Raw genomic sequence first — 13,538 nt, forward strand, 5'->3', positions numbered from 1 at the left:
CGTCGAGAAAGGACAGTCCATGCCCAGCCCGAAGATCTCCCGTAGAGGCCTGATGGCGGTCGGTGCTGCCGCCGTGGCCACCCCGCTGCTCTCCCCGGCAGGCCGGGCGCTGGCTGCGACCAGTGCCAACAGCAATAGTGCCCAAGGCAGTTACACCTGGAAGAACGCCCAGATAGTCGGCGGCGGCTTCGTCCCCGGCATCATCTTCAACCAGTCCGAGCAGGGGCTGGTCTATGCCCGCACCGACATCGGCGGTGCCTACCGGCTCGACCGGACGACCAAGCGCTGGGTTCCGCTGCTGGACTGGATCGGCTGGGACACCTGGGGGCACACCGGAGTCGTCTCGCTCGCCACCGACTCGCTGGAGCCCGACCGGGTCTACGCGGCGGTCGGCACCTACACCGTGGGCGGCTGGGACCCCAACCAGGGCGCGGTGCTGCGCTCCGAGGACCGCGGGCGGACCTGGAAGACCGCCGACCTGCCGTTCCAGCTCGGCGGCAACATGCCGGGCCGGGGGATGGGCGAGCGCCTCGCGATCGACCCGCATCGCAACCGGATCCTCTACCTGGGTGTGCGCGGCGGCCACGGACTGTGGCGCAGCGAGGACTACGGGAAGTCCTGGGCCCAGGTGACCAGCTTCCCCAACGTGGGCAACTTCGTGCCCGATCCCAGTGACAGCGGCGGCTACAACAGCGACAACGCGGGGGTGCTCCAGGTCGTCTTCGACCCGCGCGACGGCCGCACCGGGCGGGCGACCAAGACCGTCTACGTCACCGTCGCCGACACCGAGAACATCCTCTACCGGTCCACCGACGCCGGGGCGACCTGGGCGCGGGTACCGGGCCAGCCGACCGGCTTCCTGCCGCACAAGGCGGTCTTCGACCACGTCAGCGGCTCCCTCTACCTGGCCACCAGTAACACCGTGGGCCCGTACGACGGCTCCAAGGGCGACGTCTGGAAGCTCGACACCGCCACCGACACCTGGACCTGCATCAGCCCCGTCCCCTCCACCAGCGGCAACGACGGCTTCGGCTACAGCGGGCTGAGCATCGACCGGCAGAACCCGGACACGCTGATGGTCGCCACCCAGGTCAGCTGGTGGCCGGACATCGTGATCTACCGCTCCACCGACGCCGGCGCGAGCTGGACCAGGGCCTGGGACTTCGGCAACTACCCCGAGCGAACCTTCCGCTACTCGCTGGACATCTCCGCCGCGCCCTGGCTGGACTTCAACGCCACCCCCGCGCTCCCGGAGACCTCGCCCAAGCTCGGCTGGATGACCGAGGCCCTGGAGATCGACCCGTTCGACTCCGACCACTTCCTCTACGGCACCGGCGCGACGATCTACGGCGCCGACAATCTGACGGCATGGGACAAGGGCGGCACCGTCGCCATCTCGGTCCGGGCCCAGGGGCTGGAGGAGACCGCGGTCCGGACGCTGCTCAGCCCGCCGGTCGGGCCGCCGCTGCTGTCCGGCGTCAGCGACGTCGGCGGCTTCGTCCACACCACGCTGGACCGGGCCTACCCGATGTACGCCAACCCGACGGTGGGAGCGACCAACTGCCTGGACTACGCCGAGCTGGTCCCGACCACGATCGTGCGCTCCGGCAGCGGCGGCTCCGCCTACCTCGGACTGTCCACCGACAGCGGAGCCACCTGGACGCCGGTCACCGCCCAGCCCAGCGGCACGACCGGCCCCGGCCCGGACGAGGGCGCGGTCGCGCTCGCGGCCGACGGCGGCCGCATCGTCTGGGCCCCGAACGGAGCGGCGGTCAGCTGGTCGGCGGACAGCGGCGCCACCTGGAAGGCCTGCACCGGGATCCCCACCGGAACGGCGGTGCGGTCGGACCGGGTCGATCCGAAGACGTTCTACGGTTTCGCGGCGGGAGCCTTCTACCGCAGCACGGACGGCGGCGCGAGCTTCACCGTGACGGCGGCTGCCTCCAGCAGCGGGCTCCCCGCTGTGGGCCCGGCCCGCTTCAAGGCGGTTCCCGGGCTGCGCGGTGAGATCTGGCTCGCCGGCGGCGCGGACTCCACGGTCACCGGGGGAGGGGTCTACGGACTCTGGCGCTCCACCGACGGCGGCAGCACCTTCACCCGGATCTCCGCCGTCGAGGAGGGCGACACCATCGGCTTCGGCAAGGCCGCCCCGGGCCGCTCCTACCCCGCCGTCTACACCAGTGCCAGCATCCACGGCGTCCGCGGCCTCTACCGCTCCGATGACGCAGGCCGCCACTGGGCCCGCATCAGCGACGACCGCCACCAGTACGGCTGGACCGGCAGCTGCATCGCGGGCGACCCGCGCCTCTACGGCCGCGTGTACGTGGGGACGAACGGACGGGGGATCGTCTACGGCGACGTGGGGTGAGGGTGGGGGCGTCGGTTTGACAAACTGACTTGCCGAGGTGGCAAATGGTGGCATGGACGCGGAGGGCGATATCCCCGAGGTGCTGACCGCGGTCGGCCCGCGGCTGCGGGCGCTGCGGCGCAGTCGGAACATCACGTTGGCGCAGTTGAGTGAGACGACCGGGATCTCGCTCAGTACGCTGTCGCGGCTGGAGTCGGGGAAGCGCAAGCCGACGCTGGAGCTGCTGCTTCCGCTGGCGCGTGCGCACGCAGTGCAGCTGGACGAGCTGGTCGGGGCGCCGGAGACCGGGGACCCGCGGATCCATCCGCGTCCGTTCACCCGGCACGGTCAGACCTTCATCCCGCTGACGCGGCACCTCGGTGGACTGCACGCCTTCAAGCACATCCTCCCGGCGGGATCCGGCCCGGACGTGCGGCCGGAGCAGGGGACCCATGAGGGCTACGAGTGGCTCTACGTCCTGTCCGGCCGGCTGCGGCTCGCCCTCGGGGAGCACGATCTGGTGCTCACGGCCGGGGAGGCCGCGGAGTTCGACACCCGGACCCCGCACGGGTTCGCCAATGCCGGGGCGCAGCCGGTCGAGTTCCTCAGCCTGTTCGGGGCGCAGGGCGAGCGCATGCATGTGCGGGCGCGGCCCGGAGGGACGCGATCGACCGCATAGGGTGGGAGGCGCCGGTACCTGTTTCCCTCGGAGGTCTGCAGTCCATGAATCGTCAACTGACGCTGATGGCCGTTCACGCTCATCCCGACGACGAGGTGCTGTCCACCGGCGGGGTGTTGGCGGCCGCCGCGGCCGAGGGCATCCGCACGGTGCTGGTCACCTGCACCAACGGGGAGCAGGGCGACGGTCCCGGTGGGATCAAGCCCGGGGAGCCCGGCCATGACGAGGCGCGGGTGCGGGAGATCCGGCTGGAGGAGCTGAAGGAGTCGGTGGCCCAGCTGGGCATCTCCGATGTGGAACTGCTCGGCTACCACGACTCGGGCATGGTGGGCTGGGAGGCCAACCAGCGGCCGGACGCGTTCGCCAACATCCCGCTGGAGGAGTCCGCCGGGCGGCTCGCCGAGCTGATGGAGCGCTACCGTCCCGATGTCGTCGTCACGTACGACGAGAACGGCGCCTATGGCCATCCCGACCACATCCAGGCGCATCTGATCACCATGGCGGCGATCAAGGCGATGAAGGGGGGCAGGGCGACCGGCATTCCGGCGAAGTTCTACTACACGGCCATCTCCCGGACCCGGATCGAGGAGATGTTCGACTATCTGCGGGCCAGCGGTGCCGAAATGGGGGACTTCGAGCTGCCCGACGACTTCGGCAACGCGGACGAGGAGATCACCACGGTCGTGGACGTCTCCCCCTACGTCGAGCGCAAGCGCAAGGCGCTGGAGGCGCACGCCAGCCAGGGGGAGAACATCTTCATGCTGCGGCTGAACGAGGAGGGCCAGCAGCGGGCGTTCGGCCAGGAGGCCTTCGTCCGCCAGTTCAGCGACGTGCCGGTGCCGGAGCGGGAGGACGACCTGTTCGCCGGACTGCGCTGAGCGGACTGTGTCCAGCGTGTGCCGACTGTCCTAGCCTGGAAGGGGTGCTCGTGTCCGCGAGGGAGTGTGACGGCGATGGCTGGGACAACGGGGCGGGTGGTGGTCGGCGTCAGCGGATCGCTGGGGAACCTGGCGGCGCTGCGCCGTGCGGTGGCCGAGGCCCGGCAGAGGAGCCTGGGCCTGGTGGCGGTGCATGTGTGGGCGCCGCCCGGGGGCGAGGTCGGGTACCGGAACGCCCCGTGCCCGGAGCTGGCCAAGGTGTGGGAGGGAGCCGCCGAAGGGCGTCTGCACACCGCCTTCGCCGAGGCGTTCGGCGGCTACCCGGCGGACCTGGACGTGCGGCCGCTGGTGGTGCGCTGCGAATCGGTCGGCCGGGCGCTGTGTGAGATCGCCGGACGCCCTGAGGACCTGCTGGTGCTCGGCGCCGGCAGACGCGGGACGCTGGCCCGGCTGCACCACGGCCACGTCGCCCGGCATGTCCTGGCCCACGCCCGCTGCCCGGTCCTGGCGGTTCCGTGGATCTCCCCGTTCGCAGCCCAGCAGAGGGAGCTGCGCCAGCTGCACCACATCGGCCCGGCCGGGGCCGCCTGACGGCGCCGAATTCCGCGAAGCCGCCAGGCTCCGCGCCGTCAGCTGCGGCCGAGGACGGACAGGGCCGTGGTCCAGTTGCTCGCGATGGCCTGCTGGGCCGGGGCGAGTTGCACGGTGCCTGCACAGACCGCCTGGTAGAGCTTGTACTCGACGGTGTCCTTGTTCGCGGCCGTCTTCGAGCCCACGCTGTAGCGGGGTTCGGGCCACAGGTTGAGCGGGCTCCTGGGGTTGCCGCCGAGCGAGAGCGGGATGAGGTGGTCCTCCTCGTAGTCGGCGGTGCTGGTGTCGCTGTAGCCGTACTGGGCGATCTGAGCGACCTTCAGGGCGTCGGTGTAGCTGGTCGGCGGGCGTATCGAGCTGGAGTAGCCGCCGACGCATATCGTCGTGGAGATGGTGGACTGGGTGACGGCGGAGTTCAGGGCGCCGGGCTGGCAGGTCGGGTCGGGCAGCGGCAGGTAGGACTGCGAACAGGCGGTCGCGGCCTGCGCGGTGGTGGAGACGGTGCAGGTGACGAGTCCGGCGGCGGCCAGGACGAGGGCGGCGGCCGTGGCCGGGATGCGGTTCGAGCGGGACATGGTGAGACTCCTGCCAGTTGGTGAACGTCAAGGGCATGACGGTCCAGGCGAGTGGACTGATCACGGCGGAGCTAGGATGGTCGCGCGGGCGGGCCGCCCAGACTGCGGCCCGCCCGCGCCGTCGTGCGTCCGGTCGTCAGCAGGTGAAGTCGATGTCGGAGAAGCTGGCGTAGTGGTCGGGGGTGTAGTACTCCTCGCCGTCCTCGGCCGTGATGATGCGTCGGGCGCCCCGGGTGCTCACCCCGGGGGTCTTGACGGTGTAGGCGTGGTAGTAGCCGGTGCTCTCGGCCGGCAGCAGCGCCTCGTTGTTGTAGAAGACCTCGCCGTCCTTGCTGTACGGGTACGGGCCGCCGGCGGCGATCAGGTCGATGGTGGTGATGGCCTGGCTGGGGAGGGCCGTCTCGCAGACCCAGGGGATGGTGCCGGCCGCATGGGCGGAGCCGGCGGTCAGGACGGTGGTGGCCGCGGCGGGTCCGAGGACCAGGCTGGCGGCGAGCAGGACGCGCGTAGCGCGGAAGTTGGTTCGCATAGGTGCAGACTGGCATCTACGCGCGTCGTGCAAAAGGCGTGCGCATGACATTTTCCCCAGTGTTAACGTGATGACCTCTGATCGACTGCGCCACAGCACAAGTGACGAGTGGTCACCGTGTGCGTGTGCGTGCCTGTAGCGGACCCCGGGGTGCGGCGGCGTGGCCGCGGGGGTCCGCTACAGGCAGGCAGGCGGGCAGGCGGCTACTTGCCGATGGCGGTGAGGACTTCGCCGGCGGCGCGGGCTCCTTCGACCGCGCCGCCGTTCATGTAGCCCTGGAAGTTGTAGGAGGTGTGCTCGCCGGAGAAGTGCAGGTTGCCCTGGGCGGTGCCCTCGTAGCCGGCGTAGGTGGTGAGGTAGCCGACGGGCCAGTTGGAGTAGGCGCCGTAGGAGTAGGGGTTGAGGTGCCAGGCGGAGAGCTTGGCCTGGCCGGTCCAGGCGGCGGTGGTGCCGGGGAATATCGGTTCGATCTGGCCCAGGTAGGTCTTGGCCAGGTTGCGGGTGTAGCTGGTGGTGGTGTCGGTGAAGGCGCTGGGCGGGGTGAGGCCCTTGGCCAAACTGCCGCCGCCGTACTGGACCAGGATGCCGTCGGTGCCGGACTGGCCCCGGGTGACGTCCCACACCTGCTGGAAGGGCTGGTCGCTGAACATCTCGCCGTTGGAGGTGCCGGGCCAGGGGCCGGTGCCGGCCCAGGGCCGGGAAGTGAACTGCATGTTGAGCTTGGTGCAGTAGCCCATGGTCATGTGGGCGAGGACGCCCTGCATCATGGTGTCCAGGTCGGCCTTGGAGAAGTCGATGTGCTGCTGGAGTATCGGCAGCGGTACGGCCAGGATGGTGTGATCGGCGGTCACGGTGGCGGTGCCGCCGCCGTCGAGGGCGAAGGTCAGGGTCTGGGTCCCGTCGCTGTTGGCGACGACGGCGTTGAGCGTGTAGCCCTGCTGGACCGTGCCGGCCGGCAGCGCGGCGGCGATGGCGTGCGGGAGTTGGTCGTTGCCGCCGGTGATGTGGTAGCGCTCGTCGGAGCCGCCCCAGATGTTGAAGCTGCCCGGGTTGGCCTGCCAGGCCAGCAGGCACAGCAGCGCGTAGGAGGACTGGTTGACGGTGTCGGCGCCGTACTCGACGGCGTAGGCGACGTCGAGGAACTGGCCCAGGTTGCTGGCGTATCCGCCCGGCACACGGGTGTTGATCCAGTCGCGGACGGACATCTGGTCCAGGGTGACGTTGGCGGCGTTGTGGCTGTTCCAGGTGGGGGTGTAGCCGTTGCCGCCGTTGACGTCGTTCTGGATGGCCTGCCAGACCGGTTTGAAGTCCGTGTCGGCCTGGGCGCGGTCGTAGTAGCCGCCGCCGAACCAGAGGATCTGGTCGGCCTGGGAGCCGTAGACATGGCGCACGGGGGTGGTGGCCAGGCCGAAGCGCTGGCACAGGCTGAGGATGGCCTTGTGGCCGGTGTCGACCAGTTCGCCGCCGTACTCGGAGACCTGACTCTGGTCCCAGTAACCGGGGTTGGCGGGGGAGCCCTGGGAGTACATCCGGCCGCCGATGCGGCTGGGGTTGGCCTCGTAGACGGTGCAGGCGACGCCCTTGTCGGCCAGCGTCAGGGCGGCGTTGAGGCCGGAGATGCCCGCCCCGATGATCGCTATCCGCGGGGATGAGCTGGTCGCCTTGGCCGTCGTCGTCGTGGCGGCGTGCGCGGTGCGCGGTGGCAGGCCCAGGGTCAGCGCCGCGGTGCCGAGGCCGAGGGCGGCGGCGCGGGTGAGCAGGGTGCGTCGGGAGACGCCGGTCGGATCGGCGACGGCCTCGGCCCGCAGGCCGCGGTAGTCGTCGAGGGGGAGCCGGAGCCGGCCCGCCGCTACGTGGTCGGCGGCCAGGCGCTGGAGTGCTCGTGCTGCTTCGCTGCGTGCCATGGAGAAGTCCTCCTGGTTCGATGAGCGTATGGGGGTGAGCGGCTCGGAGCGGGTGGGGCGGAGCGGGTGGGTCAGCTGCGGGCGGGCTCGGCCGCGGCCTGTTCCGGCTCGCGTTCGGCGGTGTCCTCCATGACGATGCGGCCCATCCGCTCGTAGCGGTCGGGGTGGCGGGCGCGCATGTACAGGGCGAGGGCGATCCCGATCGCGAAGACCGCGCCGACGATCCAGGGGATGAGCTTGAAGAAGAGCGTCTTGGAGGCCGCGCCGGCGGCGGTGTCGAGGTTGGCCATCAGCAGGTAGACGGCGGCCAGCATGCCCAGGCCGCCCAGCAGCGGCGCGGTGAAGGTGCGGAACCAGTGCCGGGTCTCGGGGTGGTTGCGGCGGAAGTAGGCGATGACCGAGAACGAGCACAGCGCCTGGACGATCAGCAGCGCGAGCGTGCCCAGGATGGCGGTGAGGGTGTAGAGGCTGCCGTAGGGGTCCTGGTTCTCCGCCCAGAAGCCGACCACGATGGCCAGCGCGATGGCGGTCTGGACGAACGAGGCGATGTGCGGCGAACCGTGCCTGGGGTGGGTGCGGCCCAGCGCGGGGCTGATGAAGCCCTCGCGGCCGATCGCGTACAGGTAGCGGGCGGCGCAGTTGTGGAAGGCCATGCCGCAGGCGAAGGCGCTGGTGCACATCAGCCAGCCGAAGACGGTCACCGCCCAGTGGCCCAGGTACTGCTGGGCCGGGACCAGGAAGAGGTCCAGCGGGCTGCTGCCGGCGGCGGTCGAGGCGGACTTGGCCAGGCCGTTGCCGGACAGCGTCATCCAGGTCACGAAGGTGTAGAGCACGCCGAGGCCGATCACGGCGATCAGGGTGGCCCGGGGGATGATCCGCTTGGGGTTGCGCGACTCCTCGCCGTACATGGCGGTGGACTCGAAGCCGATCCAGGACCAGAAGCAGAAGAAGAGCCCGAGCCCGGCCGAGGGTCCGGCGAACGCCTTGAGCGGGTTGAGCGTGTGCGGCACCAGCCCGTCCGGGCCGCCGCCGTGGAACAGGATCGACCCGCTGAGCAGGGTCAGCATCAGCACCTCGCCGACCAGGAACACGCACAGCACCCGGGAGGCCACGTGCAGGTCGAAGTAGGTGAGCGCGGCGGTGACGGCGAGCATCGCCAGGGCGAAGACCTGCCAGGGCCAGTGGACGCCGAACTGGGAGGCGAAGGCGGCCTGGGCGAAGTAGGCGAAGATGCCGACGATGGAGGCTTCGAAGACCACGTAGGCCAGCACCGCGAGCAGCCCGGAGGCCATCCCCGCGACCCGGCCCAGGCCGTGCGAGATGTAGCCGTAGAACGCGCCTGCGGCGGTGATGTGACGGGCCATCGCCACATAGCCGATGGTGAACACGGTCAGCACCGCGGTCACGAAGATGAACGCGGCGGGTGCGGCCGAGCCGCTGCCCGCACCGATGATGATGGGCAGGTTGCCGGTCATCGCGGTGATCGGGGCCGCGGTCGCCAGCGCCATGAAGACGACACCGGTCAGACCGACCGAGTTCGCCTTGAGACGTTGTGTGGCGGGTGGCTCCTGGGTGGTGCCGACCTGTTCGGCAGCGGACATGGCTCTCCCTCAGAGACAGCGAACGGGCTGGTGAAGGCTCCGCACCTGCGGAGTTGGCTTAGTGTGAGGTGCGTGACCCGGGCGCAGGGATGCGCATGCTGTAGTCATAGCTGTTAAAGGCTTGACGAACTGTCGGTTAACTTCCGTGCCGCGACGGGTCGGTCAGCGTGCCCGGCCGAGTTCGCCCAGACCGGTGGCAAGGATCTCCACCAGCAGGCGGGCGTACCGCCCGTCCGGGTCGAGGTCGGGGTCGAACACCGCGACCTGCGCCCCGACAGCCCGTGGGGCGAGTACGGCGAGCAGGTCGGCAAGGTGGGCGGCGTTGATTCCGCCCGGATCAGGGCTGTCGACCGCGGGCATGACCGTGGGGTCGAGGATGTCCACGTCCAGGTGCAGCCAGTAGCCGTCGAGCTCGGCCCGGTCGAGGTGCTCGCGGATGCGCCTGCCGTGGTCGGCGGCGCCGTCGCGGACGATCTCGGAGGCGCGGATCGTCAGGCCCACCGTTCGGTCCACTTCGGCCAGTGCCTCGTCCTCGTCGCGGCATCCGGCGTGCGCCACGTCCGCGGCGCGGAAGTACGGGCCCAGGCCGTCGATGTCGGCGATCGCGGGCCAGTGCCGGCCGATGGCGGCGGCAAGGTCCTCGCCGGCCAGGGAGGCGCACGCGGAGGAGTTGCCGGGGTGACGGAAATCGGTGTGACCGTCGAGGTGCGCCAGTCCGAACCGGCCCGCTGTCCGCAGCGCCAGGCCGGCTCCGACCAGCAGGCTGCAGTCTCCGCCGATGACCAGGGGAACGTCCCCGGCTGCCCGGACCTCGGTGATGCGCCCGGCCAGCCGCCGCGCATGCTCGATGATCAGCTCCTGGTTCCGGAGTCGGCCGGGCGAGGGGTCATCGGCGTACCGGCCGGGCAGGACGACTCCGGCGTCGCGCGCGCCGAGCTCGGCGAAGCGTGCGAAGAGCCCCGCGCCGCGCAGTGCCTCCGGCGCCTTGGCGCAGCCGGGAACGGTCGTCGGCAGCGGCGGGCGCAGGCCGAGATTGCTCGGCGCGGACACCAGTGCGATCACTGGTCCACCATCCCACGAGCCCGCGCCGACGGGCAGGCGGTTGCCATGGGTAGGGGTCGATTCACCCGCGCGCTACGTCGCCCAGAGCAGCGTGCCGATGCTCGGCTACACGATCACCTACACGCTGTCGAACTTCCTGCTGCCGCTGACCGGACCGCTGCTGGTCGGCATGCTCGGCCTGCGTATGGGCGGCTGAGCGCCCGCACCCAGCCGGATAAGATCCTGGCCATCAGCTCATTGGGACGGCCTGGCCTACCTTTTTCGAAAGGGGCGGTATCGACGACCGGCTAGCCGATCGCGTAGTTCCTCACATTCCGGGCTGTCCAGCTCCGCCAGTACCTGCAGGGACTCCTCCCACGCCGTGCTCGCCTGCGCCGCGTTCCCAGCCTCGCTCTCCGCGTCGCCGAGTTGCCGTAGCAGCCTCCCCGTGTGCAGCCGATCACCGTGGAAGCGTGCCGAGGCGAGTGCGGTTGTGGTGCCCTCAACTCCTTCCGCGTATTTCCCGAGAAGCAGGTACACCTCGGCCAGGTCGCCCCGGATGATGTAGATCTGATCGCCGGCCCCGGCCTTCTCGGCCATAGCAACGGCCTCTTCCAGCAACTCGCGGGCGGCCGGCATGTCGCCCTGGTCGGAGTAGGTGAGACCGAGATTGCCGAGGCAGATGCCAAGGAGCCGGTGCTCCCCAAGGCCGCGCAGCATCTCGGCCGACTGTCTGAGGTGCGCCCTGGCCTCGGTGAACTGGCCGAAGTCGTAGTGGAGGCTACCGAGATTCATCTGGCCTACAGCCGCACGGAAATGGTCCCCCGCCCGTAGGTACGCCGCGAGTGAGCGTTCGTAGGCAGCCACTGCCTCGGGGAACTCGCGACGCAGAGAGTGTGCGATGCCGACCGAGTTGGCCAGTTTGCCCACGGCATCGTCGGAGCCGCTCGCTGTAGCGGCTGCCTCTCCCAGTTTTTGGGTCTCCAGCATGTTGTCGAGTAGATGACGCCGCATCTGGTGGATCATTTGCACATCCGCCAGCTGCCAGACCGCAGTGTGCTGCCCCAGCGTGGCGCACTGCCTTGTCAGCGCCAGCATGTTCTCCGCCTCGTCGTCGAACCAGGCCATGGCCTGTTCGGCGTCGGTGAAGGGAATCCGGTCCGAGGCATGCCACTTCAGTTCGAATTGCGCCAGGGGACGCTCCGGCATAATCAGGCGGGTGCCGGCCTCGCCGAGAGCGACGTACCAGTCGGCGAGACGGGACAATGCCTCTCGCCGTTCCTGCGGTGTCTCCTCCGCCTCCGTGCGCGATAGTGCGTAGAGGCGCACCAGGTCGTGCATCGCACAGTGGTCCTGGGAGACGGTGCCGGAGCCGGAACGTGCGACCAGATGAACGGCCTCGAGCGCCCTGAGCCTTGGTGCCGCGATCGACGCCCCATCGGTCTCGCCGAGAAGCGCCCCGACCGCCCCCGGCCCGAGTCCCGGGCCGTTGTGCAATCCCATCAACCGGAACGTTCGGGCCAACTCGGCGGGGAGCCGCCGATAGGTGTGATCGAGGGTGCGAGCGACCGCACTCTCTCCGTCCGACAGCGCCAGCCCGTCCAATAGCCTGCCGTCGGCGGCGAGTTCGTCGGCGAGCTGCTTCAGCGACAGGGTTGGCTGCTCCACGAGTCGCGCAGCGGCGATCCGGAGTGCCAGGGGCAGTCCACCGCAGAGTCGGGCCAGGGCCAGCGCTGCCTCCGGGGCATCGGCTACCCGCGTGGCACCCGCCGACCTGCGCAGCACCTCGACCGAGTCGTCGAGCGGGAGCATTCCCAGACGCACGGTTATCGCACCGGTGCGAACCACCAGGCCGCCCAGGGCATCCCTGCTGGTCACTACCGTGAGACTGCCGGGCGAACCGGGCAACAGGGACTGGATCTGCGAGTAGTCGCCAGCGTTGTCGAGGAGCAGCAGGACTCTGCGGTCGGCCAGCCAGGAGCGGTAGAGATCCTCGCGTGCCGCGAAGTCGCTCGGGATTCCGGGACCGGGCACACCCATGGCCAACAGGAACCGTTCCAGGACCCTGACAGGCGAGTCAGGGCTGTCCTGGTCGTAGCCACGCAGGTCCGCGAAGAGGGTCCCGTCGGGAAAGAGATCCTGCTTGGCGCGCGCCCACCGAAGTGCCAGTGTCGTCTTCCCGCTGCCCGCTGGGCCGGTCACCAGTAGAACACCAGGTTCGCCTGAGAGCGCCTCAATGCCGTGGTCCAGTTGCTTGAGTTCCTCTGCCCGGCCTACGAAGCCGACAGTTCCAAGCGGGAGCTGGGACGGCACAGCACCGCTGGCCCGACCGCCCTTCGTGTCGCGACGAGGTACGGGCTCCGGCTTCGGCTCCGGATCAAGCAGAGCACGATCTCCGCGAAGGATCCCTTGTTCCAACTCGGCGAACCCCGCCCCGGGATCAAGCCCGTACTCACCAGCCAGTAGCGTGCGCAGTCTGCGGGCGACAGCAAGTGCGTCGGTGCGCCGCCCACTACGATAGAGGGCCAGCATCAAACGCTCACCGAGATGTTCGCGCGCCGGATATCGGTCGAGCAGCGCGGTCAGCTCGGGGATCAGCTCGTGGTGTCGGCCAGCGGCCAACTCCATGTCGGCCAGCAACTCGTGGGCCGCGAAGCGTGTCTCCTCCAGGCGCGCGCGGGCGGGCTCGGCGAACGGCGCTTCGATGCCTGACAGGGGTTCGCCACGCCACAGGGCTAGTGCAGTGCGCAGCTCGGCGATGGACGCACTGGTCGGGCCCGTCTTCACAGCGGCCCGGGCGGCGCGGACGCTCGCGATGAAGCGAGTAGCGTCGATCGCGTCGGGCGGCAGCGTGAGCTGGTAGGCGCCGTTGATGAGCTTAAGGTGTTCACCCGCCTCGGCCGGCAGGGCCTTGCGCAGCTTGGAGATGATGTTGTGGATCTGCGCTCGCGCGGTCTGCGGCGAGCGTTCGCCCCAGAGGCCGTCGATGAACTGCTCGACCGCGACCGGCGAGCCGTTCTGGAGCAAGAGCATGGTCAGGGCTGCGCGCAAGCGCGGACCCGGAATCTGGACCTGCTGACCTTCGGATTCGATGGTCAGTGGTCCGAGCAGCCCGTATTTCATCGCCATCCCCCTCCGGCAGCCGCGGTCGCCTGTGTACGGAGCGCGGGATCGCGTGAGAAGGCGAATCGTTCGGCCTCAGTGAATCGCGAGTTCCAGGATTCTCAACCGGACATGAGAAGCTTGTCAACTGTGGGCGCCGTGAACCGGTCCGACGGAGAGGCTTGGCAGTTCGGATGCTTTCCTGTGGCGACTGCGAGGCGCGAGGCCGCCCGCGGATACGCCGTCCACGGCGGCGTCGCGCGGAATCAGTTCAGCAGGTCCCGCTGTCCG

10 protein-coding genes and 1 pseudogene are annotated in these 13,538 nt (G+C 69.8%); 5 read left to right on the forward strand and 6 right to left on the reverse strand.

Annotated elements, in window-relative coordinates:
* The first annotated feature begins 19 nt into the window (after nt 1–19).
* The 4 genes from ABH941_RS31170 (at nt 20) to ABH941_RS31185 (ending at nt 4,495) form a co-directional block, all read left to right on the forward strand.
* Nucleotides 20–2,368: a WD40/YVTN/BNR-like repeat-containing protein gene (locus ABH941_RS31170; protein ID WP_370132916.1), complete on the forward strand. Its 2,349-nt coding sequence runs from the start codon at nt 20–22 to the stop codon at nt 2,366–2,368.
* A 52-nt stretch (nt 2,369–2,420) separates the two neighbouring features.
* Nucleotides 2,421–3,026, forward strand: coding sequence for a helix-turn-helix domain-containing protein (locus tag ABH941_RS31175; protein WP_370132917.1), 606 nt, complete (start codon nt 2,421–2,423; stop codon nt 3,024–3,026).
* 44 nt (nt 3,027–3,070) lie between these two features.
* Complete coding sequence (locus ABH941_RS31180) at nt 3,071–3,904, forward strand: PIG-L family deacetylase (protein ID WP_370132918.1); 834 nt, start codon at nt 3,071–3,073, stop codon at nt 3,902–3,904.
* A gap of 75 nt (nt 3,905–3,979) precedes the next feature.
* Complete coding sequence (locus ABH941_RS31185) at nt 3,980–4,495, forward strand: universal stress protein (protein ID WP_370132919.1); 516 nt, start codon at nt 3,980–3,982, stop codon at nt 4,493–4,495.
* A gap of 38 nt (nt 4,496–4,533) precedes the next feature.
* Here the strand turns inward: ABH941_RS31185 and ABH941_RS31190 are convergent, their stop codons facing one another.
* From ABH941_RS31190 to ABH941_RS31210, 5 genes are all read right to left on the reverse strand, one after another.
* Nucleotides 4,534–5,070, reverse strand: coding sequence for a hypothetical protein (locus ABH941_RS31190; protein WP_370132920.1), 537 nt, complete (start codon nt 5,068–5,070; stop codon nt 4,534–4,536).
* A gap of 136 nt (nt 5,071–5,206) precedes the next feature.
* Complete coding sequence (locus ABH941_RS31195; RefSeq protein WP_370132921.1) at nt 5,207–5,599, reverse strand: ribonuclease domain-containing protein; 393 nt, start codon at nt 5,597–5,599, stop codon at nt 5,207–5,209.
* Nucleotides 5,600–5,802: 203 nt separating this feature from the next.
* Entirely contained in the window at nt 5,803–7,503 is a 1,701-nt protein-coding gene (locus ABH941_RS31200; protein ID WP_370132922.1) for a flavin monoamine oxidase family protein, read from the reverse strand.
* Between the two features lie 71 nt (nt 7,504–7,574).
* Complete coding sequence (locus ABH941_RS31205) at nt 7,575–9,104, reverse strand: APC family permease (protein ID WP_370132923.1); 1,530 nt, start codon at nt 9,102–9,104, stop codon at nt 7,575–7,577.
* Nucleotides 9,105–9,266: 162 nt separating this feature from the next.
* Nucleotides 9,267–10,166 (reverse strand): arginase family protein, encoded by a 900-nt coding sequence (locus ABH941_RS31210; protein WP_370132924.1) that lies wholly within the window; start codon nt 10,164–10,166, stop codon nt 9,267–9,269.
* On the opposite strand from ABH941_RS31210, the pseudogene ABH941_RS31215 reads away from it, so the two are divergent.
* Nucleotides 10,129–10,362, forward strand: a pseudogene (locus ABH941_RS31215) (hypothetical protein); the annotation flags it as partial. The gene ABH941_RS31210 and the pseudogene ABH941_RS31215 overlap by 38 nt on opposite strands.
* A 56-nt stretch (nt 10,363–10,418) precedes the next feature.
* On the opposite strand, the gene ABH941_RS31220 reads toward ABH941_RS31215, so the two are convergent.
* Nucleotides 10,419–13,274, reverse strand: a complete 2,856-nt coding sequence (locus tag ABH941_RS31220; RefSeq protein WP_370132925.1) for a BTAD domain-containing putative transcriptional regulator — start codon at nt 13,272–13,274, stop codon at nt 10,419–10,421.
* Nucleotides 13,275–13,538 lie beyond the last annotated feature (264 nt).

It is taken from the genome of Streptacidiphilus sp. EB103A (assembly GCF_041261405.1).
Taxonomy (GTDB): domain Bacteria; phylum Actinomycetota; class Actinomycetes; order Streptomycetales; family Streptomycetaceae; genus Streptacidiphilus.